Source organism: Pseudomonas sp. BIGb0176 (genome assembly GCF_024810175.1).
In the GTDB taxonomy this organism is placed as follows: domain Bacteria; phylum Pseudomonadota; class Gammaproteobacteria; order Pseudomonadales; family Pseudomonadaceae; genus Aquipseudomonas; species Aquipseudomonas protegens.
Genome location: NZ_JANUEC010000001.1, coordinates 2,363,848 through 2,387,438, shown reverse-complemented (window position 1 = coordinate 2,387,438; position 23,591 = coordinate 2,363,848). Strand labels below are relative to the sequence as shown.

Here is a 23,591-nt window from a genome sequence, read left to right as displayed (position 1 = left end):
GGACAGCCAGGGGCGTGCGGGCGGTTTCAGGCGCCGACCATCCACTTGGCCAGCCCGTGACGGCCGCTGACCCCGAGCTTGGCGGCGGCGCGCTTGAGGTAGGTTTCCACCGAGCTGTTCTTGACGCTCAGGCGCTGGGCCATTTCCGGCACGGTGCCGCCGGTCAGCAACCCCAGGCAGACTTCCTTTTCCCGCGCCGAGAGGGTGATGTCACCCAGGGACAGGCGCTCATCGAACTCCCGTTGCAGCGGTGTCTGCTGCAAGGCATCGGCGGGCTTGGCACTCCAGCTGCGCAGGTTCTTCAGGGCCTGTTGCCGGTGCAGCTGGGCGTGGCGTTCCAGCAACGGCAGCAGGGTCTGCGACAGGCTCTTGAGAAACGACAGTTCGGACAGGGAAAAGCCGCCCTGGTCGGGAGCCCGGTAGAGGGCGATGACACAGCGGCGATTGGCTTTGCGCGAGACCAGGTGGCATTGGTGCGCGGTGGTGCGGGAAGGGCCGCTGCGGGCCTGGGCATTCATTTGAATCAGCAGCGAGTCGTCCATTTCCAGCATCTGCTGCAGCAGCGGGTCATGGCGTCGCGGCGGCTCCGGCAGTGGCAGGTCCTTGTGCAGCCCGGCGCGGCCCAGCAGGGTAATGGCCAGGGGGCTGGCCTGGCGTTCGTCCAGGGTCCATTCGCTGAGTACCAGTTGGGTCAGTGGCACCAGCTTGTCCACCAGTTGCAGCATTTCGCTGGCGAACTGCGGGTGGCCGGAGCTGGAAATCAACTGCCCCAGTTCGAAGTAGAAGTGCGGGGTTTCCAGGTTCGCAATACTGCTGGTCAGACTCATATCCTTATCATCCTTGATCGAGACAAATCGCTGATCGACGCGCGCTTGCCGCGGCATGCCGTGGCAGATTCCCGATGAACCTGATCCAGTTCCCGGGCGTTGATTTAAGCCTATGGCTTTGCCTGGCGTCTGTAGGGGGAAACCGGGACATCATGGCCCTGCCAGGGCCTCGCCAAGGCTCTGGGTCAAGCCCTTGCGACGGTCCCGTCGCGCCCGCCGGCGGGGTGTTTCCCGGCGTCAAGGTTGCCCGAGGGGCAAGCCTGCGGTGGAACGCAAAAGCCCTCCGCCAGGCCATGAGCGTCGTTCACGCGTAGCCAATTTCCTACAGCCGATTCAGCTGATCAGCAGAGCTGCTGCAACAGCCCGGCGCGGTGCTGCCCGAGGTGGCCGACCGGGGCCGGAACTGTCCGGGTTTCGGGTGACATACAGGCCCTGGGGCCGATGCTTAAATCCGCGGACGCCGGTGCCCGGGCCCATCACATGAGAAGGATCTTATGACGCATTTTTCCGCCGCAGCCGTGGGCGCTTTCGTCGCGCCAGTCACCCCAGCCAGCCACTGCCCGCCATGGGCCGGGCACCCCGCCCGGGGGCGCGCATGAACGCCGGTCCGGTACAGGCCCGGGGCCTGCCGCTGACCGCCGGGCAGCGCGATATCTGGCTCGACCAACTGAGCCGGGGCGACTCGCCGCTGTACAACATCGGCGGCTATGCCGTGCTCAAGGGGCCGTTCCGGCCCGAGCTGATGCAGCGCACCGTGGAGCTGCTGGTGGACAAGCACGACGTGCTGCGCACGGTGCTGTCCCTGGAGGGCAGCGTCGACGGCCTGCCCTTGCAGCACTTCGATCGGCAGTGGCCGGTGGAGCTGGTGTTCCATGACCTGTCCGCGGCGGCCGATCCGCTGGCGGCGGCCCAGGCGCAGATCCGCCGGCAGATGCAGCAGGCGTTCAAGCTCGACGGCGAACGGCTGTGCCGCTTCTCGCTGTTCCGGGTGGGCCCCGAGCATCACCTGATGGAAGTCGAGGCCCATCACCTGATCCTCGACGGCTGGGGGTTCGCCCAGCTGTCCCAGTCCCTGGGCGGGCTCTACAGCGCCCTGGCCAGCGGCGAGGAGCCCCAGGCCACGGCGCCGTCCTTTGTCGACTTCATCGAGGACGACGCCCGCTACCACCAGTCCAGCCGCTATGCCCGGGACCGCGACTACTGGCTGGACAAGTACCAGAGCCTGCCGGAGCCGGTGCTGCGCCCGCGCTACCGGCCCGCCGCCGACGCCGCGACCCCGGGGGCGACCCTGGTCCAGGCGTTCCCCGCGGCCTTGCACGAACGTATGAAGGCCCTGGGCAAGAGCACCGGGGCCTCGGCCTTTCATGTGCTGCTGGCGGCGCTGCATGTGTACTTCACCCGCACCCTGCAACGGGACGAATGGGTCCTGGGCATGCCGGTGCTGAACCGCCCCAATGCGGCCTTCAAGGTGACCCTGGGTTCCTTCACCCAGGTCAGCGCGGTGCGCATGGACTTCGGCCGCGAACTGAGCTTCGAGGCCCTGGTGGGGGCGGTGCGCGATGTACTGAAACAGGACTTCCGCCACCAGCGCTTTCCCCTGAGCGAACTCAACCGCGCCCTCGGCCTGCTGCGCGAAGACCGCGCGCAGCTGTTCGAGCTGTCGCTGTCCTACGAACTGGAAGACCTGGACTACCGCTACGGCGAGGCGGCGGCCTCGTCGGTGAAAGTCTCCAACCGCCACGAGCCCACGCCCCTGGCCATCCACCTGCGCAGCAACAGCTTCGATGACAGCGCCTGGATGCACTACGTCTACGACTCGGCGTATTTCCAGCCCGAGGAAATCGAGGCCCTGGCCGCGCGCCTGCTGCATGTGCTGGAGCAGGGGCTGGACAATGTGCAACTGCCGGTGGCCCGCTTCTCCCTGCTGCCTGCCGCCGAGCTGCGCCGCTTGCAGGCCTGGAACGCCAACGAACAGCCAGCCGCCGCCGAACAGCGGATTCACGCCCGGGTCGCGGCCTGGGCCCGGCGCACGCCCCAGGCCATTGCCCTGGTCGCCCAGGGCCAGGCCCTCAGCTATGAACAGCTCGACCGCCGGGCCAACGCCCTGGCCCTGCACCTGCGCGAGCTCGGAGTGGGGCCGGATGCGCGGGTGGCCATTGTCGCCCGGCGCAGCCCGGAAACCCTGGTGGGGCTGCTGGCGATTCTCAAGGCCGGCGCGGGCTATGTGCCCCTGGACCCGGCCCATCCGGCTGAGCGCCTGGCCTTCCTGCTGCACGACAGCGCACCGCGGGCGGTGTTGACCCAGGGCGCCCTGCGCCAGTGCCTGCCGACGCTGAACGTGCCGCTGATCGACCTCGACAACGGCCAGTGGCTGGATGGCCCGGGCGAGATTGCCGAGGCCGCCGGGCTGACCGCCGAGCACCTGGCCTACGTGATCTACACCTCCGGCTCCACCGGCCAGCCCAAGGGCGTGATGGTGGAGCACCAGAGCCTGTCGAACCTGGTGGACTGGCATGGCCGGGCTTTCGACCTCCAGGCTGGCAGCCACACCTCATGCCTTGCCGGTTTCGGCTTCGATGCCATGGCCTGGGAAGTCTGGCCGGCCCTGTGCGCCGGGGCGACCCTGCACCTGGCGCCGGTCAGCGACGGCCCCGAGGAGCTGGACCGCCTGCTGGCCTGGTGGCGCGCCCAGCCGCTGGAGGTGAGCTTTCTGCCGACCCCGGTGGCCGAGTACGCCCTCAGCCAGCAACAGGGCCACCCGACCCTGCGCACCTTGCTGATCGGCGGCGACCGCCTGCGCCAGTTGCCTGCTGACCCCGGGTTTGCCGTGATCAACAACTACGGCCCCACCGAGGCTACGGTGGTCGCCACTTCCGGTGCCATCGAGGCCGGGCAGGCCCTGCATATCGGCCGGCCCATCGCCAATACCCGGATCTACCTGCTGGATGAACAGCAGCAACTGCTGCCCATCGGCGTGCCCGGCGAGCTCTATGTGGGCGGTGGCGGGGTGGCCCGGGGTTACCTCAACCGCGATGGGATGAATGCCGGACGCTTCCTTGCGGACCCCTTCAGCGACCGCCCCGGCGCGCGCATGTACCGCAGCGGCGACCTGGCTCGCTGGCGGGAGGACGGCAGCCTGGAATACCTGGGGCGCAACGACGATCAGGTGAAGATCCGCGGCCTGCGCATCGAGCTGGGGGAAATCGAGACCCGCCTGGGGGATCACCCGGCAGTGCGCGAGGCGCTGGTCCAGGCCCGGGACGGCCAGTTGCTGGCCTGGTTCATTCCGCGCCAGGCGGTCACGGCCCTGCAACTGCGGGAATTTCTGCGCCAGCAGTTGCCGGAGTACATGTTGCCCATGGCCTACGTACCGCTCGACGCCTGGCCGCTGACCGGCAACGGCAAGCTGGACCGCCGGGCGCTGCCGGCGCCGGGGCCCGAGGACCTGATCAGCCGCGCCTACGAGGCGCCCCAGGGCCCGCTGGAAATCACCCTGGCCGGGCTCTGGAGCGAGCTGCTGCAGGTGGAGCAGGTGGGCCGCCACGATCACTTCTTCGAACTGGGCGGGCATTCGCTGCTGGCCCTGCAACTGATCCAGCGCATGGCCCAGGCCGGCCTGCAGGCCGATGTGCGGGTGCTGTTCGGCCAGCCGACCCTGGCCAGTCTCGCTGCGGCGGTGAGCACCGGGCAGGTCGTCGAGGTCCCGGCCAACCGCATTCCGCCCGACTGCCAGCGCATCACCCCGGCGATGCTGCCCTTGGTGGAGCTGGACCAGGACAGCATCGACCGGGTGGTGGCCTGCATCCCCGGCGGCGCTGCCAATGTGCAGGACATCTACCCCCTGGCGCCGTTGCAGGAGGGCCTGCTCTATCACCACATGACCGCCGCCCGCGATCCCTACCAGCAGCACGCGCTGTTCGCCTTCGCCCGGCGCGAGGACCTGGACGCCTTCGCCCTGGCGCTGCAGGCAGTGATCGAGCGCCACGACATCCTGCGCACCAGCCTGGTCTGGGACGTGCTGGAGCAGCCGCTGCAGGTGGTCTGGCGCCAGGCCCGGCTGACGGTGCAAGAGTGGCAGGCCGGGCCCGGCGGCCATGTAGCGGAGCGCCTGCGCGAGCACTTCGACCCGCAGCACAACCCGCTGGATATCCGCCAGGCGCCGATGCTGGCCCTGGCCTGGGCCGAGGACCGGGCCAATGGGCGCTGGATCGGCCTGCTGCGCTTCCATCACCTGGTCAACGACGCCAGCAGCACCGCGGTGCTGCTGGCGGAAATCGCCGCCCATGTGCAAGGCCGGCAAGCCAGCCTGGCGCCGGCCTATGCCTACCGTGACTACGTGGCCCGCACGCGCCAGGGGCAGGCCGCCCACAAGGCGTTCTTCGAGGCCGGCCTGGGCACGGTGGACGAGCCGACCCTGGCCTTCGAACTGCAGGAACGGCCCGGGGAACAACTGGACCTGCAGCACGCCAGCGGCCTGCTGGAAGCCGAGCTTGGCCAGCGCCTGCGAACCCAGGTGCGCCAGCTCGGGGTCAGCGCCGCCAGCCTGTTTCACTTGGCCTGGGCCCTGGTACTGGGGCGTACCAGCGGCCGTGAGGACGTGCTCTTCGGCAGCGTATTGCTGGGCCGTCTGCAAGCCGGAGCGGGGGCCGACCGGGCCCTGGGCATGTTCATCAACACCTTGCCACTGCGCCTGGAACTGGCGGGGCTGACGGTGGCCGAGGGGCTGGGCCAGGCCCAGCAGCGCCTCAGTGCCTTGCTCGCCCACGAGCAGGCGCCGCTGTCCCTGGCCCAGCGCTGCAGCGCGGTGGCGGCGCCGACCCCGCTGTTCAATGCCTTGCTCAACTATCGCCACAACCTCGGCGGCGACCTGTTGCAAGGTTTGCCTGGGGTCGAGTTGCTGAGCAGCGAAGAGGTGCTCAGCTACCCGCTGATGCTGGCGGTGGACGACCTGGAACCGGGTTTCCGCCTGGGCTGCCGGGCCCCGCGGCGGATCGGCGCGCAACGCCTGCTGGGCTACCTGAACACCGCTCTCGAAGCGCTGGTGCTGGCCCTGGAACAGGCGCCGCAGACGCCGTTGCACAGCCTGTCGATCCTGCCGCCGGTGGAGTCGCGCTACCTGCTGCAAACGCTCAATGCCACCCGTTCGCAATACCCGCGGGAGCTGACCCTGCATGCCCTGTTCGAAGCCCAGGTGCGGCGCACGCCCGAGGCCATTGCACTGCAGGCCGGCGCGCGGCAACTGAGCTACCGGCAGCTCAACCAGCGCGCCAACCAGCTGGCCCATTACCTGCGCGAGCAGGGTGTGGGGCCGGATGTGCGAGTCGGGCTCTGCGTGCAGCGCAGCCCGGAACTGCTGATCGGCCTGTTGGGCATCCTCAAGGCCGGCGGTGCCTATGTGCCCCTGGACCCGGACTACCCGCTGGAGCGCCTGCGCTACCTGGTGCAGGACAGCCAGCCACTGGCGGTGCTGGTGCACCAGCCGACCCGCGAGCTGCTGGGCCCGCTGCCCCTGTCGCTGATCGACTTCGACCGCAGTACCTGGGAGCAGGCGCCGCAGCATGATCCCGTGGTGGCAGGGCTGACGGTTTCGCACCTGGCCTACGTGATCTACACCTCGGGTTCCACCGGTACACCCAAGGGGGTGATGGTGGAGCACCGCGGCCTGGGCAACCTGATGCACTGGAGTTCGCAGCTGTGTGGCGAGCGGGCCCGGGGCACCCTGCTGCAAAAGGCACCGTTCAGTTTCGACGGCTCGGTCTGGGAGCTGTTCTGGCCCCTGGTCACGGGCATGCGCCTGTTGCTGGCGCGGCCCGACGGCCAGCGCGATCCGCTGTATCTGGCGCAATTGGTGCGCGAGGAGCAGGTGAGCATGATCAAGTTCGTGCCGGCCATGCTCCTGCAATTTCTGCAGCTGGAAGAGGCCGGCCAGTGCCACAGCCTGACCGATGTGTTCTGCGGCGGCGGCGAGCTGACCGAAGCGATTGCCCGGCTGTTCCGCCAGCGCCTGCCCGGGGCCCGTTTGCACAACGTCTACGGCCCCACCGAGGCCACCGTGGACAGCAGCGCCTGGACCCTGGAGCCCGGGGCGGCGGTGCCGCCGGTGCAACTGCCGATCGGCAAGGCCATCACCAACACCCGGCTGTATGTGCTGGATGCCCATGACCAGCCGGTGCCCCAGGGCGTCAGCGGCCAGCTGCACATTGGCGGGGTCGGGGTTGCCCGGGGTTACCTGGGCTTGCCGCAGTTGCAGGCCGAGCGCTTTATCGACAGCCCCTTCGTCGCCGGCGACCGGCTGTACCGCAGCGGTGACCGGGTGCGCTACAACGCTGACGGCGACCTGGAGTTCCTCGGGCGCAACGACTTCCAGGTCAAGCTGCGGGGCCTGCGCCTGGAGCTGGGGGAAATCGAGGCGCGGCTGGCCAGCCACCCGGCCCTGCGCGAGGTGGCGGTGCTGATGCGTGGCGAGCGCCTGGTGGCCTATTTCAGCCTGCACCCCGGGGTGGCGGCGCCGGGGATCGAGGCGCTGCGGGCCCATGTCCTGGAGCGTCTGCCGGAGTACATGGTGCCGGCAGCCTATGTGCAACTGGCGGCGCTGCCCCTGAGCGCCAACGGCAAGCTGGCGCGCGATGCACTGCCGGAGCCGGGCCTGGAAGCGGTGCTGAGCCGCGATTTCGAGCCGCCCCAGGGGCCGCTTGAAACCACCCTGGCGCGGCTCTGGGCCGAGGTGCTGCAAGTGGAGCGGGTAGGGCGCCACGACCACTTCTTCGAACTGGGCGGGCATTCCCTGCTGGCGGTCAGCCTAGTGGCGCGGATGCGCCAGGAAGGCCTGCACGCCGATGCCCGCCTGTTGTTCAGCCAGCCGACCCTGGCGGCGCTGGCGGCCCATACCCTGGGCCAGTTGCAGCGCCTGGAAATCCCCGCCACCACCATCCCCCAGCTCAAGCGCCAGCGGCGTCTCTGAGGCCGCTGCAAGTGCTTTTCCCCGCGCCGGCCCCAGGGCCGGCGCGGGCCGTGGTGCCTCAGCGGGACAGGCCCCGCGCCATGTCCCGGCTTCCCATGTCAGCCCCGCTGCGGCGGATGTTTTAGCGTCTGCGAGCTGCCAGCAAGCCTGGCGGGCTCACTGTCCCTGGTGCTTTTTGCGCAACGGCGCGACAGCCCCGCGCGGTGCCTGGCAGCGGCGCTTGTCGCCCGTCCGGGCAGTGGGGCGCCGGTGAAAGGTTGCATCTGAAACAAGGACGTTCTCTTCAACCGTTTCCGAATTCTCAGGCAGGTTACAAGATGCAGTTCAGCGAATTGATGGCAGTGCTTTCGACCCTGGCGATCCGTCTTCAACGGGAACAGGAGGACCTGCTCGTCCAGGGCGATGACGAGGCGCTGGACGACGGGCTCTGGGACAGCCTGGTGCAGCACAAGGCCCGGCTCCTGGAACTGCTCGACGGCCAGGGTGGCAGCTGGCTGAGCCCGGCCTTCAGGATCACCCCGGACATGCTGCCCCTGGTGCAGCTGGACCCGCCCGCCATCGAGCGTATCGTCGCCGCAGTGCCCGGTGGCGCCGCCAACGTGCAGGACATCTACCCCCTGGCGCCGCTGCAGGAGGGCATGCTCTATCACCATTTGTCCGCCGCCCAGGGCGACCCCTATGTGCTGCAGGCGCGCTTCGCCTTTGCCAGTGCCGAGCGACGGCAAGCCTTCGCCGAAGCCTTGCAATGGGTCATCGACCGCCACGACATCCTGCGTACCGCCATCGCCTGGGAAAGCCTGGATGAGCCGTTGCAGGTGGTCTGGCGCCAGGCGCCGCTGGTGATCGAGGCCGTGGCGCTGGACCCGGCCGACGGCGATGTGCTCGGCCAGCTGCAGGCCCGCTACGACTCCCGGCACTTTCGCCTGGACCTGCGTCAGGCGCCGCTGCTGCGCCTGGTGCACGCCGAGGACCCGGCCAACCAGCGCCAGGTGGCGCTGCTGCTGTTTCATCACCTGGCCCTGGATCACTCCGCGCTGGACCTGGTACGCCAGGAAATCCACGCCCGCCTGCAAGGGCACAGCGAGCGCCTGCCGGCCCCGGTACCGTTTCGCAACCATCTGGCCCAGGCCCTGGCAAGCCGCAGCGAGGCGGCCCACGAGCGCTTCTTTCGCGAGATGCTCGGCGATGTCGACGAGCCGACCCTGCCGTGCGGCCTGGGGGATGTGCAGGGCGCCGGGCGGGTGATCGAAGAGGCCCGGCTGACCCTGGACCGCGAGCTCAGCCAGCGCCTGCGGGCCCAGGCCCGGCAACTGGGGGTGAGCAGCGCCAGCCTGATGCACCTGGCCCTGGCCCGGGTGCTGGGCCAGCTGTCGGGGCGCGAAGCGGTGGTGTTCGGCACCGTGCTGCTGGGCCGCATGGAGGCCGGCGAAGGCGGCGAGCGGGCCCTGGGCATGTTCATCAACACCTTGCCGCTGCGGGTGGATGTCGGCGCCCAGGGCGTGCGCGCCGGGGTCCTGGCCACCCATCAGCGGCTCAGTGCCTTGCTCGCCCATGAGCATGCGTCCCTGGCCCTGGCCCAGCGCTGCAGCGGGGTCAGTGCGCCGACGCCGCTGTTCAGCGCCATGCTCAACTACCGCCACAGCCACGCCGCCGATGGCGCCCAGGTGCAGGAGGTGGCCCCGGGCATCCAGGTGCTGGGCGCCGAAGAACGCACCAACTACCCGCTGACCATCAACATCGATGACCTGGGAGAGGATTTTTGCATCACCGCCCTGGTGGATCGGCAACTGGGCGCCGAGCGCATCGCCGGCTACCTGCTGACCGCCCTGGAGAGCCTGGCCCTGGCCTTGCAGAGCACTCCGCAGGCACCGCTGTACAGCCTGGAGATGCTCCCGGCCAGCGAGCGCCGCTACCTGTTGCAGGGCCTGAACACGCCGCTGGGGCACTACCCGGACAGCCCGCTGATCCACCAGCAGGTGGAAGCCCAGGCCCGGGTCCAGCCCGAGGCCCCGGCGCTGCTGTTCGGCGAGCTGCGGCTGAGCTACGGCGAGCTCAACCGGCGCGCCAACCAGGTGGCCCACCGTTTGCTGGCGCTGGGCGTACGCCCGGACCAGCGGGTGGCGATCTGTGTCGAGCGCGGCGTGGAAATGATCGTCGGCCTGCTGGGCATCCTCAAGGCCGGCGGCGCCTACGTGCCCATCGACCCGGCCTACCCCCGCGAGCGCATCGCCTACACCCTGCAGGACAGCGACCCGGTGGCGCTGCTGGTGCAGGCCGGCACCCAGTCCCTGGTGGCCGACCTGCGGGTGCCGCTGATCGACCTCGACAGCCGCACCCTGGCCCATGAAGCCCAGGACGACCCCGAAGTGCCGGGGCTGACCCCGGCCCACCTGGCCTATGTGATCTACACCTCGGGCTCCACCGGCCTGCCCAAGGGGGTGATGGTGGAGCACCGCAACGTGGCCCGGCTGTTCAGCGCCACCCGCGACTGGTTCGACTTCAACTGGCGGGACGTGTGGGCGCTGTTCCATTCCTTCGCCTTCGATTTCTCGGTGTGGGAGATCTGGGGGGCGCTGGTGCATGGCGGCCAGTTGCTGGTGGTGCCCCAGGCCGTCAGCCGTTCGCCGGATGACTGCTACCGGCTGCTCTGCGAAGCCCGGGTGAGCATCCTCAACCAGACCCCCAGCGCCTTCCGTTCGCTGATCGCGGCCCAGGACCAGAGCCCCCTCAAGCACTCCCTGCGCCAGGTGATCTTCGGCGGCGAGGCCCTGGAACCGGGGATGCTCAAGCCCTGGTATGCCCACCTGGAAAACGTCGGCACCCAGCTGGTGAACATGTACGGCATCACCGAAACCACGGTGCACGTGACCTATCGCCCGTTGCAGGCGGCGGATGCCCAGCTGGTGGGCAGCAGCCCCATCGGCCGGCGCATTCCCGACCTGCAACTGTATGTGCTCGATGCCCACCGCGAGCCGCTGCCCAGCGGCGTGGTGGGTGAGTTGTATGTGGGCGGCGCCGGGGTTGCCCGGGGCTACCTCAACCGCGATCAGCTGACCGCCGAGCGCTTTATCGCCGACCCCTTCAGCCACGAGCCGGGGGCGCGGCTGTACAAGACCGGCGACCTGGCGCGCTGGCGCAGCGACGGCAGCCTGGAGTACCTGGGGCGCAACGATGACCAGGTGAAGATCCGCGGCTTTCGCATCGAGCTGGGGGAGATCGAGGCCCGCCTGGCGGCCTGCGACGGCGTGCGCGAAGCGGTAGTGATCGCCCGGGAAGACACCCCGGGGGACAAGCGCCTGGTGGCCTATGTGATCCCCCGGCCGGGGGCCGCTGCCAGCGCTGCGCAACTGCGCGAGCAACTGCAACAGAGCCTGGCCGAGCACATGCTGCCCAGCGCCTTCGTGACGTTGCAGGCCTGGCCCCTGACCCCCAATGGCAAGCTCGACCGCAAGGCCCTGCCGGCGCCGGACAGCCAGGCCCTGGCCCGGCGTGAATATGCAGCGCCCCAGGGCGAGGTGGAACAGGCCATCGCGGCAATCTGGCAAGAGCTGCTGGGCTTGCCGCAGGTCGGGCGCCAGGACAACTTCTTCGAGCTGGGCGGGCACTCGCTGCTGGCGGTCAAGCTGATGGAGCGCATGCGCCAGGTGGACCTGTGCGCCGATGTGCGGGTGCTGTTCGGCCAGCCGACCCTGGCCGCGCTGGCGGCGACCGTGGGCGGGCAGCGCGAGGTGCAGGTGCCAGCCAACCGCATCGCCGCCGATTGCCGCCACATCACCCCGGACCTGCTGCCCCTGGCGGACCTCGATCAGGCCGCCATCGACCGGCTGCTGGCGCGGGTGCCCGGCGGCGCCGCCAACGTCCAGGACATCTATGCCCTGGCGCCCTTGCAGGCGGGGATCCTCTATCACCACCTGAGCAGCGCCGAGGGCGATCCCTATGTGCTCCAGGTGCAGTTCGAATTTGCCGGCGAAGACGCCCTGCAAACCTTCACCCTGGCCTTGCAGCAGGTCATCGCGCGCCACGACATCCTGCGCAGCAGCATGGCCTGGGAAGGCCTGGAACAGCCGGTGCAGGTGGTCTGGCGCCAGGCGCCCCTGGACATTCAGGTGGTCGAGACGGACCCGGCCCAGGGCCCGGTGCTGGAGCAGCTGCAGGCGCGTTTCGACCCCCGTCGCTACCGCCTGGACCTGAGCCGGGCGCCGCTGCTGCAACTGGCCTGCGCCGCGGACCCGGGGCAGCAGCGCTGGCTGGGCCTGCTGTTGTTCCACCACCTGGCCCTGGACCACAGCTCCCTGGAGGTGTTGGTGGAGGAGATCAGCGCGGTGCTGCAGGGCGCCGCCGCGCAGTTGCCGGCGCCGGCACCGTACCGCAACTATGTGGCCCAGGCGCGCCTGGGCCATGGCGAGGAGCAGCACCAGGCGTTCTTCCGCGAGATGCTGGCGGACATCGACGAGCCGACCCTGGCCTTCGGCCTGCAGGACGTGCAGCGCGACGGCAGCGGCATCCGGGAGCGTCAACTGCGCCTCGACCCGGCGCTGTGCCGGCGCCTGCGAGAGCAGGCGCGGCACCTGGGAGTGAGCCTGGCCAGCCTGCTGCACCTGGCCTGGGGCCGGGTGCTGGGGCAACTGGCGGGCCGTGATGACGTGGTGTTCGGCACCGTGCTGCTGGGAAGGATGCAGGGCGGCGCCGGTGCCGACCGGGCCCTGGGCATGTTCATCAACACCTTGCCGTTGCGGGTCAGTGTCGGGGAGCAGGGTGTGGCCGAGGCCTTGCGCGCCACCCACGCCCGGCTGGCCCGATTGCTGGGCCACGAGCACGCCTCCCTGGCCCTGGCCCAGCGCTGCAGCGGCGTGCCGGCATCGCTGCCCCTGTTCAACAGCCTGCTCAACTACCGCCACAGCGCTGCCGACACCGCGCAGCAGGGGCCGGCGAGCTGGGAGGGGATCCGCGTGCTCGACTCCCGGGAGCGCAGCAATTACCCCCTGGCGCTGAATATCGACGATGACGCCCAGGGCCTGCGCCTGACCGTGCAGGCCGTGGCGCAGGTGGACGGCGATCGGGTCTGTGGCTACCTGCAGTGCGTGCTGGAACACCTCGCCCAGGCCTTGGAGCAGACCCCGGCCCTGGCCCTGGAGAACATCCCGGTACTGCCGGCGGCCGAGCGCCGCCAGGTATTGCTGGAGTTCAATGCCAGCACCCGCGACTACCCGCGCCAGCACACCGTGCACCGGCTGTTCGAGGCCCAGGCCCAGGCCCACCCGCAGCGGGTGGCGGCGGTCGAAGGCCAGGCGCAGCTCAGCTACGGCGAGCTCAATACCCGGGCCAACCAGTTGGCCCGGCACCTGCTGGAGCTCGGGCTGCAGCCCGGCGACCGGGTGGCGATCCTGTTGCCCCGGTCCCTGGACCTGCTGGTGAGCCAACTGGCCGTCTGCAAATGCGCCGCGGCCTATGTGCCCCTGGATATCAACGCCCCGGCCCAGCGCCAGGCCTTCATGGTGGAAGACAGCGCCAGCGTGCTGCTGCTCAGCCGCAGCGACCAGGTGCTTGCGTGCCCGGCCAGAAGGGTCGACCTGGACCGCCTGCAACTGGCGCCATTGCCCGGGCACAACCCGGACCTGGCGCAGTCGTCCGAGACCGTGGCCTACATCATGTACACCTCCGGCTCCACCGGCGTGCCCAAGGGCGTGCAGGTGCCGCACCGGGCCATCAGCCGCCTGGTGCTCAACAACGGCTATGCCGACTTCAACCCCGAGGACCGGGTGGCGTTCGCCTCCAACCCGGCCTTCGACGCCAGCACCATGGATGTCTGGGGCGCCTTGCTCAATGGCGGCCGGGTGCTGGTGATCGATCACTACACCCTGCTGGAACCTGCGCGTTTCGGCCGGGCCCTGAGCACGGCCGGGGCCACGGTGCTGTTTGTCACCACGGCGCTGTTCAACCAGTACGTGCAACTGATTCCCGAGGCCCTCAAGGGCCTGCGGATTCTCCTCTGCGGCGGCGAGCGTGCCGACCCGGCGGCCTTTCGCCGCCTGCTGGCGCTGGCGCCGCGGCTGCGCCTGGTGCACTGCTACGGCCCCACCGAAACCACCACCTACGCCACCACCCATGAAGTCACCGCCCTGGCCGATGACGCCGAGCACGTGCCCATCGGCCGGCCGATCGGCAACACCCGGGTGTATGTCCTGGACGCCCAGCAGCGGCCGCTGCCCATCGGTGCCCCGGGGGAGATCGTGATCGGCGGCGACGGCGTGGCCCTGGGTTATCTCAACCGCCCCGAACTCAACGCCGAGAAATTTATCCGCGACCCCTTCAGCGAACAGCCCGAGGCCTTGCTGTACCGCACCGGGGACATTGGCCGCTGGCTGGGCAACGGCCTGCTCGAATGCCTGGGGCGCAACGACGATCAGGTGAAGATCCGTGGCCTGCGCATCGAACTGGGGGAAATCGAGGCGCGCCTCACTGCCTGCGCCGGGGTCAAGGAGACCGTGGTCCTGGCCCGGGAAGACGAGCCCGGGGACAAGCGCCTGGTGGCCTACTACACCCTGCAGGCGGACGCCGCGCCGCTGCCGGCCGAAGCCCTGCGCGCGGCCCTGCAGCAGCAACTGCCGGACTACATGGTGCCCCTGGCCTACGTGCAGTTGCAGGCCTTGCCCCTGACCAACAACGGCAAGCTGGACCGCAAGGCGCTGCCGGCGCCGGCCCCGTCGGCTTTGCTCAGCCGTGAATTCGTCGCCCCCCGGGGCGAGGTGGAAATCGCCCTGGCGCGGATCTGGAGCGAGCTGCTCAAGGTGGAGCAGGTGGGGCGCCACGACCACTTCTTCGAACTGGGCGGGCACTCGCTGCTGGCGGTGAGCCTGATCGAGCGCATGCGCCAGATCGGCCTGAGCGCCGATGTGCGGGTGCTGTTCAGCCAGCCGACCCTAGCCGCCCTGGCCGATGCCGTGGGCAGCGGCCGGGAAGTGCAGGTGCCGGCCAACCTCATCAGCGCTGATTGCCCGCGCATCACCCCGGACCTGCTGCCCCTGGTGGAACTGGACCAGGAGGCCATCGACCGGGTGCTGGCCAGCGTGCCGGGCGGTGTGGCCAATGTGCAGGACATCTACCCCCTGGCGCCGTTGCAGGAGGGCATTCTCTATCACCACCTGAGCGCCGGGCAGGGCGACCCCTACCTGCTGCAATCGCGCCTGGCCTTCGACAGCCTGGAGCGCCTGCAGCGTTTCGCCGGGGCCCTGCAGCAGGTCATCACGCGCCATGACATCCTGCGCACTGCGGTGCTCTGGGAAGGCCTGCCGCAACCGCTGCAAGTGGTCTGGCGCCATGCCGAGCTCCGGGTCGAGGAACAGCACCTGGACCCGGCCGAGGGTGACCTGCTGGCGCAGTTGCAGCAGCGCTTCGACGCTCGTCACTGGCGCCTGGACCTGGCCCAGGCGCCGCTGATCCGCCTGGTCTATGCGCGAGAGCCCGGGCAGCAGCGGGTGCCGGCGATCCTGCTGTTCCACCACCTGGCCCTGGATCACACCGCCATGGAGGTGATCGGCGAGGAAATGCGCGACCTGCTGTTCGACCGCGCGCAGCACCTGGGCACACCGGTGCCGTACCGCAACTATGTGGCCCAGGCACGCCTGGGTGCCGGGCAGGCGGAACACGAGGCGTTCTTTCGCGACATGCTCGGGGACATCGACGAGCCGACCCTGGCCTTCGGCGTAGAGGATGTACAGGGTGACGGCCTGGGTATCGAAGAGGCCGAGCTGGTGCTGCCCGAGGCGCTGAGCCGGCGCCTGCGGCAACAGGCGCGGCACCTGGGGGTGAGCGCCGCGGCCCTGATGCACCTGGCCTGGGGCCTGGTGCTGGGGCAGTTGGCCAACCGTCGCCAGGTGGTGTTCGGCACCGTGCTGATGGGCCGCATGCAGGGCGGCGCGGGCGCCGACCGCGCCCTGGGGGTGTTCATCAATACCCTGCCGCTGCGGGTCGATGTGCAGGGCAGCGTGCGTGCCGCGGTCAAGGCCACCCACGCCCGGCTCAGCGCCTTGCTCGGCCATGAGCACGCCTCCCTGGCCCTGGCCCAGCGCTGCAGCGCGGTGGCGGCCGGCGCGCCGCTGTTCAACACCTTGCTCAACTACCGCCACAGCGTGCCGAACACGGCGGCGCCGGACGGCCTGGATATCTGGCAGGGCGTCGAACTGCTGGGGGGCGAGGAGCGCAGCAACTACCCGCTGAGCCTCAGCGTCGATGACCTGGGCGAAGGCTTCAGCCTGGCGCTGCTGGCCCAGGCCGGAATCGGTGCGCAGCGTGTCGGCGCTTATATGCAAAGTGCCCTGGAGCAACTGGCCCAGGCCCTGGAACACAACCCGCAGGCGGCCCTCGAACAGTGCTCGGTGCTGCCGCCACAAGAGCGCGAGCAACTGCTGGAGGGCTGCAATGCCAGCACCGCCGACTACCCCCGCGGGCAGACCCTGCACGGGCTGTTCGAGGCGCGAGCGGCACAGGCTCCCGACGCCGTGGCGCTGGTGCAGGGGCCGTTGCGCCTGAGCTACCGCCAGCTCAACCAGCAGGCCAATCAGCTGGCCCGGCAACTGCTGGAGTTGGGCGTGCACCCAGACGATCGCGTGGCCCTGTGCCTGCAACGCGGGCCGCACTTGTTGCGGGGCATGCTGGCGGTCCTCAAGGCCGGGGCGGCCTATGTGCCCATCGACCCGAGCCTGCCGGCCGAACGCATCGCCTACCTGCTGCAGGACAGCGCGCCGCTGGCGGTGCTGGTGCAAAGCGCCACCCGCGAGCTGCCGGGCAGCCTTGCGGTGGTGTCGATCGATCTCGATGGGGTTGCCTGGCAAGAGGCCGAGCAGGGCAACCCGCTGCTGCCGCACCTGACCCCGGCGCACCTGGCCTATGTGATCTACACCTCCGGTTCCACTGGCCTGCCCAAGGGCGTGATGGTGGAGCACCAGAGCCTGGAAAACCTGGTGCACTGGCACTGCGCGAGTTTCGACCTGGGCCCGGGGCGGCACAGCTCCAGCGTCGCCGGCCTGGGCTTCGACGCCATGGCCTGGGAGGTCTGGCCGACCCTGTGCAGCGGCGCGACCCTGCACCTGCCGCCCGCCGAAGTGGGCAGCCAGGATATCGAAGCGCTGCTGCACTGGTGGCGCGCCCAGCCCCTGGATGTCAGCTTCCTGCCGACCCCGGTGGCCGAATACGCCTTCAGCCAGGGGCTCGGCCACCCCACACTGGACACCTTGCTGATCGGTGGCGACCGCCTGCGCCAGTTCGCCGCCGACCCGGGTTTTGCAGTGATCAACAACTACGGCCCCACCGAAGCCACGGTGGTGGCCAGCTCCGGGCGGATCGAGGCCGGTAGCGCCCTGCATATCGGCCGGCCCGTGGCCAATGCGCGGCTCTACCTGCTGGACGAACTGCAGCGTCCGGTGCCCCAGGGGGTCAGTGGCGAGCTGTATGTGGCCGGCGCCGGGGTGGCCCGGGGTTACCTCAACCGCCCGCAAATGACCGCTGAGCGCTTTCTCAACGACCCCTTCAGTGCCGAGCCCGAGGCACGCATGTACCGCACCGGTGACCTGGCCCGCTGGCGCGCCGACGGCAACCTCGACTACCTGGGGCGCAACGACGACCAGGTGAAGGTGCGCGGCATGCGCATCGAACCTGGGGAAATCGAGGCGGCGCTGCTCACCCATCCGGCCCTCAAGGAAGCCCTGGTGCTGGTCCGCGAGGGGCGCCTGCTGGCCTATTTCACTTCCCGTACCGAGGGCGTGCAAGCCGCCGCCGAAGACCTGCGCGACCACCTGCAAGGCCGGCTGCCGGACTACATGCTGCCGGTGGCCTATGTGCGCCTGCCGGCCATGCCCCTGACCGCCAACGGCAAGCTCGACCGCAAGGCCCTGCCACCGCCGGGGGAAGAGGCCTGGCTGAACCGGGAATTCGTGGCCCCCGAAGGCGAGGTGGAACAGGCCCTGGCACGGATCTGGAGCGAGGTGCTGCAGGTGGAGGCGGTGGGGCGCCATGATCACTTCTTCGAACTGGGCGGGCATTCGCTGCTGGCGGTGAACCTGATCGAACGCATGCGCCAGATCGGCCTGGACGCCGACGTGCGGGTGCTGTTCGGCCAGCCGACCCTGGCTGCGCTGGCGGCTGCGGTGGGCAGTGGCCGCGAGGTCGCGGTCCCGGCCAACCGGATCACCGCGGATTGCCCGCGCATCACCCCGGACCTGCTGCCGCTGGTGGAACTGGAGCAGGAAGCCATCGACCGAGTGGTGGCCAGCGTGCCCGGCGGCGTGGCCAACGTGCAGGACATCTACCCCCTGGCGCCGTTGCAGGAGGGCATCCTCTATCACCACCTGAGTGCCCGGCAGGGCGACCCCTACCTGCTGCAAACGCAGCTGGCCTTCGCCAGCCGGCAACGCCTGGATGATTTCGCCGCAGCCCTGCAGCGGGTGGTCGAGCGCCACGACATCCTGCGCACCGCGGTGCTCTGGGAAGGCCTGAAGCAGCCGCTGCAAGTGGTCTGGCGCCAGGCAGGGGTGCAGGTGCAAGAGGTGCAAGCGAACCCCGCCCAGGGCGAGGTCCTGGAGCAACTGCAGGCGCGCTTCGATGCCCGGCACCTGCGCCTGGACCTGACCCGGGCGCCGCTGATGCGCCTGGTGTATGCCCAGGACCCGGCCCGCCAGCGCATCGTCGCCATCCTGCTGTTCCATCACATGGCCCTGGACCACACCGCCCTGGAGGTGGTGCGCGAGGAAATCCAGGCCTGCCTGCTGGGGCAGTCGCCCGCGGGCACGGCGATTCCCTATCGCAACTACGTGGCCCAGGCGCGCCTGGGTGTGAGCCGTGAAGAGCACGAGGCATTCTTTCGCGAGATGCTCGGCGATATCGATGAGCCGACCCTGCCGTTCGGCCTGCAGGACGTGCAGGGCGATGGCGATGCCATTGAAGAGCGCCAGCAGGCCCTGGAGCCGTCACTGAGTGCGCGCCTGCGAACCCAGGCCCGGTTGCTGGGGGTGAGTGCGGCGAGCCTGTTCCACCTGGCCTGGGCCCGGGTCCTGAGCGTCACCTCGGGCCAGGACCGGGTGGTGTTCGGCACCGTGCTGCTGGGGCGCCTGAGCGCCGGGCAGGGCGCCGACCGGGCCCTGGGCATGTTCATCAACACCTTGCCGCTGCGGGTCGACCTGGATGCGCGTGGCAGCCGTGCCGCGGTCAAGGACACCCACGACCGGCTCAGTGCCTTGCTGGGTCATGAACACGCCTCCCTGGCCCTGGCCCAGCGTTGCAGCGGGGTGGCCGCGCCGCTGCCGCTGTTCAGTGCCATGCTCAACTACCGCCACGGCAGCGACGGGGTGCCGAGCCAGGCCGTGCAACAGGCCTGGCAGGGCATCGAGACCCTGCATAGCGAGGAGCGCACCAACTACCCCCTGAGCCTCAACGTCGACGACCTGGGCCAGGGGTTCCGTCTCACCGCCATGACCCTGGCGCGGATCGGTGCCGAGCGTATCTGCGGCTACATGCAGCAGGCCCTGCTGGCCCTGGTGGAGAACCTGGAGACGGCGCCGCAGCGGCCCCTGCGCGAGGTGCCGATCCTGCCGCCGCAGGAGCGTCAGCACCTGCTGCAAGGGTTCAACGCCACGGCCGTGGATTACCCCCTGGAGCAGACCCTGCACGGGCTGTTCGAGGCCCAGGTGCGGCGCAGCCCCGAGGCCACTGCGGTGCAGGCCGGCGAGCAGCAGCTGAGCTACGGCGCACTCAACCGGCGCGCCAACCAGCTGGCCGGGCACCTGCTGCAACTGGGCGTCGGCCCCGACAGCCGGGTGGCGATCTGTGTCGAGCGCGGGCTGGAAATGGTGGTCGGCCTGCTGGCGATCCTCAAGGCCGGCGGCGCCTATGTGCCCATCGACCCGGGCTACCCCGCCGAACGCATCGCCTACATGCTCGACGACAGCGCGCCCCTGGCGGTGCTGGCCCAGGGCGCGACCCGGGCATTGCTCGGCGAACTGGCGCGGCCCCTGGTGGACCTCGACCAGCTGGCCTGGAGCGGGCCGGCGCCGGGCAACCCGCAAGTAGAGGGGCTGACCCCGGGGCACCTGGCCTATGTGATCTACACCTCCGGTTCCACCGGCCAGCCCAAGGGCGCGATGAACGAGCACCGGGCCGTGGTCAACCGCCTGTTGTGGATGCAGGCGCAGTACCGCCTTGGCACCGAGGACGCGGTGTTGCAGAAGACCCCGTTCAGTTTCGACGTCTCGGTCTGGGAGTTCTTCTGGCCGCTGTTCACCGGCGCGCGCCTGGTGATGGCGCGCCCCGACGGGCACAAGGACCCGGCCTACCTGCGCCAGGTGATCCGCGAGCAGGGCATCAGCACCTTGCACTTCGTGCCCTCGATGCTCGATGTGTTCCTGGCACAGGGCGAGGGCGCCGAGGACCTGGGCCTGCGCCAGGTGATGTGCAGCGGCGAGGCATTGCCGGGCAGCCTGGTGCGGCGCTTCAAGCAGCAACTGCCACAGGTGGCATTGCACAACCTCTACGGCCCCACGGAGGCCGCGGTGGACGTCACTGCCTGGGATTGCAGCGGCCCGCTGGCCGATACCCCGGACCACACGCCCATCGGCAAGCCCATCGCCAATACCTGCATCTACCTGCTGGACGCGCAGATGCAGCCGGTGCCCCTGGGGGTGGTGGGCGAGCTGTACATCGGCGGGGTGCAGGTGGCCCGGGGTTACCTGAACCGCGAGCAGTTGAGCGCCGAACGTTTCCTCAAGGACCCGTTCAGCCAGGAACCGGGGGCGCGCCTGTACCGCACCGGCGACCTCGGGCGCTATCAGGCCGACGGCACTATCGAGTACCTGGGGCGCAACGACGACCAGGTGAAGATCCGCGGCCTGCGCATCGAACTGGGGGAGATCCAGGCGCGCCTGACCCAGCTGGAGGAGGTCAAGGAGGCGGTGGTACTGGCCCGCGAGGATGTGCCCGGCGACCAGCGCCTGGTGGCCTACTACACCACCCACGACAGCGCCCGGCGCCTGCCCGTCGAGCACCTGCGCACGCAACTGCTGCAGCACCTGCCGGAGTTCATGGTGCCGGCGCTGTTCGTGCACCTGGCGGCGCTGCCCCTGAGCGCCAACGGCAAGCTGGCGCGCAAGGAACTGCCGGCCCCGGGGCTGGAGGCGGCCCAGGTGCGCGAGTACGAGGCCCCGGTGGGCGACACCGAAATCGCCCTGGCGCGGCTGTGGGCCGAACTGCTCAATGTCGAGCGGGTGGGGCGTCACGATCATTTCTTTGAACTGGGTGGGCACTCACTGCTGGCGGTCAGCCTGATCAGCCGCATGCGTGAGCTAGGCATGGAAGCCGATGTCCGGGCGTTGTTCGAACAGCCGACCCTGGCGGCCTACGCGGCCATGACCGAACGAATGGAGATCGTCCTGTGAGCGTGATCGAACTGTTGGCGACACTGAAGGAAAAGGATGTGCAACTGGTGCTCAAGGACGACCAGCTGGTGGTCCAGGGCAACAAGCAGGCCCTGAGCGAACCGCAGCTGCTGGCCCGCTTGCGCGAGCACAAGCCGGAGCTGATCGAGCTGATCCGCGCCGGCCAGTATTCGCCGAGTAAGGCCGGGCAGGTGCAGGTGCCGGCCAATGGCATCACCCCGGGCATCAGCCGCATCACCCCGGCGATGCTGCCCCTGGCCAACCTCGACCAGGAGGCCATCGAGCGCATTGTCGCCAGCGTCCCGGGCGGGGTCGCCAACGTGCAGGACATCTACCCCCTGGCGCCCCTGCAGGAGGGCATTCTCTACCACCACGTCAGTGCGCAGCAGGGCGACCCCTATGTGATGCAGGCGCAGTTCGCCTTCGCCAGCGAGGAACGCCTGGAAGCCTTTGCCGAGGCCCTGCGCGGGGTCATTGCGCGGCACGACATCCTGCGCACCGCGGTGCTCTGGGATGGCCTGGAGCAGCCGATGCAGGTGGTCTGGCGCGAGGCCGGGCTGGAGCTGCAAGAGGTCGAGACCGACCCTGCGGCCGGTGAGGTTCTGGCCCAGTTGCATGCGCGTTTCGACGCCCGCCACTATCGCCTGGACGTCAGCCAGGCGCCGCTGCTGCGCCTGGTGCATGCCCGGGATGAAGCCGGGCAGCGCATCGTCGCCATGCTGCTGTTCCACCACATGGCCCTGGACCACAGCGCCCTGGATGTGGTGCGCCACGAGATGCAGGCCTTCCTCACCGGGCAGGCCGAGCGCCTGGGGCCGGCCATGCCGTTTCGCAACTACGTGGCCCAGGCGCGGCTGGGCATCAGCGAACAGGAGCACGAAGCGTTCTTCCGCCAGATGCTCGGCGATATCGACGAGCCGACCCTGCCTTACGGCCTGCAGGATGTGCAGGGCGATGGCCGGGCCATCGAGGAATGCACCCAGGCCCTGCCAACCGAGTTGAGCCAGCGCCTGCGGACCCGGGCCCGGCTGGCCGGGGTCAGCGCGGCCAGCCTGTTCCACCTGGCCTGGGGCCGGGTGCTGGGCACCCTGGCGGGCAAGCACAAGGTGGTGTTCGGCACTGTGCTGATGGGCCGCCTGCAAGGCGCCGAAGCCACCGAGCGGGCCCTGGGGATCTTCATCAACACCTTGCCGTTTCGCCTGGATGTGGACAGCCAGGGCCTGGGCGAGGCCCTCAAGGCCACCCACGCCCGGCTCACCACCTTGCTGCGCCACGAACACGCGGCCCTGGCCCTGGCCCAGCGTTGCAGCGGCGTGAGCGCACCGACCCCGCTGTTCAGCGCCTTGCTCAACTACCGGCACAGTGCTGCCGGGGCCAGTGCCGCGGCCCAGGCCGCCTGGGCCGGGATCAGCACCCTGAGCTCCGAGGAGCGCACCAACTACCCCCTGACCCTGAGCGTCGACGACCTCGGGCAGGATTTCAGCCTGACCCTGCTGGCCAGCACCCAGGTCGACCCGCGGCGCATCCTCGGCTACCTGCTGTGCACCCTGGAGAACCTGGCCCAGGCCCTGGAGCAGACGCCGCAACTGGCCCTGGAGCAGTTGCCGATCCTGCCGGTGGCGGAGCGCGAGCAGGTGCTGGAAGGCTTCAACCGCAGCGCGGTGGACTACCCCCGGGGGCAGGCTATCCATGGCCGCATCGAGGCCCAGGCGCAGCGCACCCCAGACGCCCTGGCGGCCTGCTACCAGGGCCGCTCGCTGAGCTATGCCGAGCTCAACCGACAGGCCAATGTCCTGGCCCGGCAACTGCGCGGGCTGGGGGTGCAGCCCGATGACCGGGTGGCCATCGTTGCCCGGCGCAGCCTGGAAACGGTGGTGGGCCTATTGGCGATTCTCAAGGCCGGGGCCTGCTATGTGCCCATCGACCCGGCCCACCCGGCCGAGCGTCTGAACTACCTGCTCCAGGACTGCGGCCCGCGGGCGGTGCTGACCCAGGCCGAGCTGCTGGGGCGCCTGCCGGCCCTGGCGGTGCCGGTGATCGAACTCAACCAGCGGTTGTGGCTCGATCAGACGGCGGACAATGCCCAGGTACCGGGGCTGAGCGCGGCCAACCTGGCCTATGTGATCTACACCTCCGGCTCCACCGGCCTGCCCAAGGGGGTGATGGTGGAGCATCGGACCCTGGGTAACCTGGTGGACTGGCACTGCCAGGCCTTCGACCTGCGTCCCGGCAGCCAGGCCTCGTGCTTGGCCGGCTTCGGTTTCGATGCCATGGCCTGGGAGGTCTGGCCGGCGCTGTGTGTGGGCGCGACCCTGCACCTGGCACCGGCCCAGGACGGCAGCGAGGACCTGGATGCCTTGCTCGCCTGGTGGCGTGCCCAGC

The 23,591-nt window shown here is 69.7% G+C and carries 4 protein-coding genes (1 of these 4 running past the window's edge); 3 read left to right on the top strand and 1 reads right to left on the bottom strand.

The window, feature by feature from the left end:
* Window positions 1-26: 26 nt before the first annotated feature.
* Complete coding sequence (locus M2395_RS10300) at window positions 27-827, bottom strand: helix-turn-helix transcriptional regulator (RefSeq protein WP_011060444.1); 801 nt, start codon at window positions 825-827, stop codon at window positions 27-29.
* A gap of 595 nt (window positions 828-1,422) precedes the next feature.
* Between M2395_RS10300 and ofaA the strand changes: the two genes are divergently transcribed.
* The 3 genes from ofaA to ofaC all read left to right on the top strand — a co-directional run.
* Window positions 1,423-7,788 carry an orfamide A non-ribosomal peptide synthetase OfaA gene (ofaA, locus tag M2395_RS10295; RefSeq protein WP_123430352.1) on the top strand — a complete coding sequence of 2,122 codons (6,366 nt, stop codon included), beginning with the start codon at window positions 1,423-1,425 and terminating at the stop codon, window positions 7,786-7,788.
* Between the two features lie 317 nt (window positions 7,789-8,105).
* The gene (gene ofaB / locus M2395_RS10290; protein ID WP_123430353.1) at window positions 8,106-21,209 is read left to right on the top strand and encodes an orfamide A non-ribosomal peptide synthetase OfaB; all 13,104 of its coding nucleotides are present in this window, start codon (window positions 8,106-8,108) and stop codon (window positions 21,207-21,209) included.
* Window positions 21,206-23,591, top strand: partial view of an orfamide A non-ribosomal peptide synthetase OfaC gene (gene ofaC, locus M2395_RS10285; RefSeq protein ID WP_123430354.1) — the 5' end (the start) only. The gene runs 12,323 nt beyond the window's last position; the window shows 2,386 of its 14,709 coding nt (coding positions 1-2,386); the start codon lies at window positions 21,206-21,208; its stop codon lies off the right edge, out of view. Before ofaB ends, ofaC begins: the two co-directional genes overlap by 4 nt.

Bases quoted from the DNA above. Each gene is read 5' to 3' on its own strand.
- M2395_RS10300 (WP_011060444.1), bottom strand. From the start codon at position 827: ATGAGTCTGACCAGCAGTATTGCGAACCTGGAAACCCCGCACTTCTAC.
- ofaA (WP_123430352.1), top strand. From the start codon at position 1,423: ATGAACGCCGGTCCGGTACAGGCCCGGGGCCTGCCGCTGACCGCCGGG.
- ofaB (WP_123430353.1), top strand. From the start codon at position 8,106: ATGCAGTTCAGCGAATTGATGGCAGTGCTTTCGACCCTGGCGATCCGT.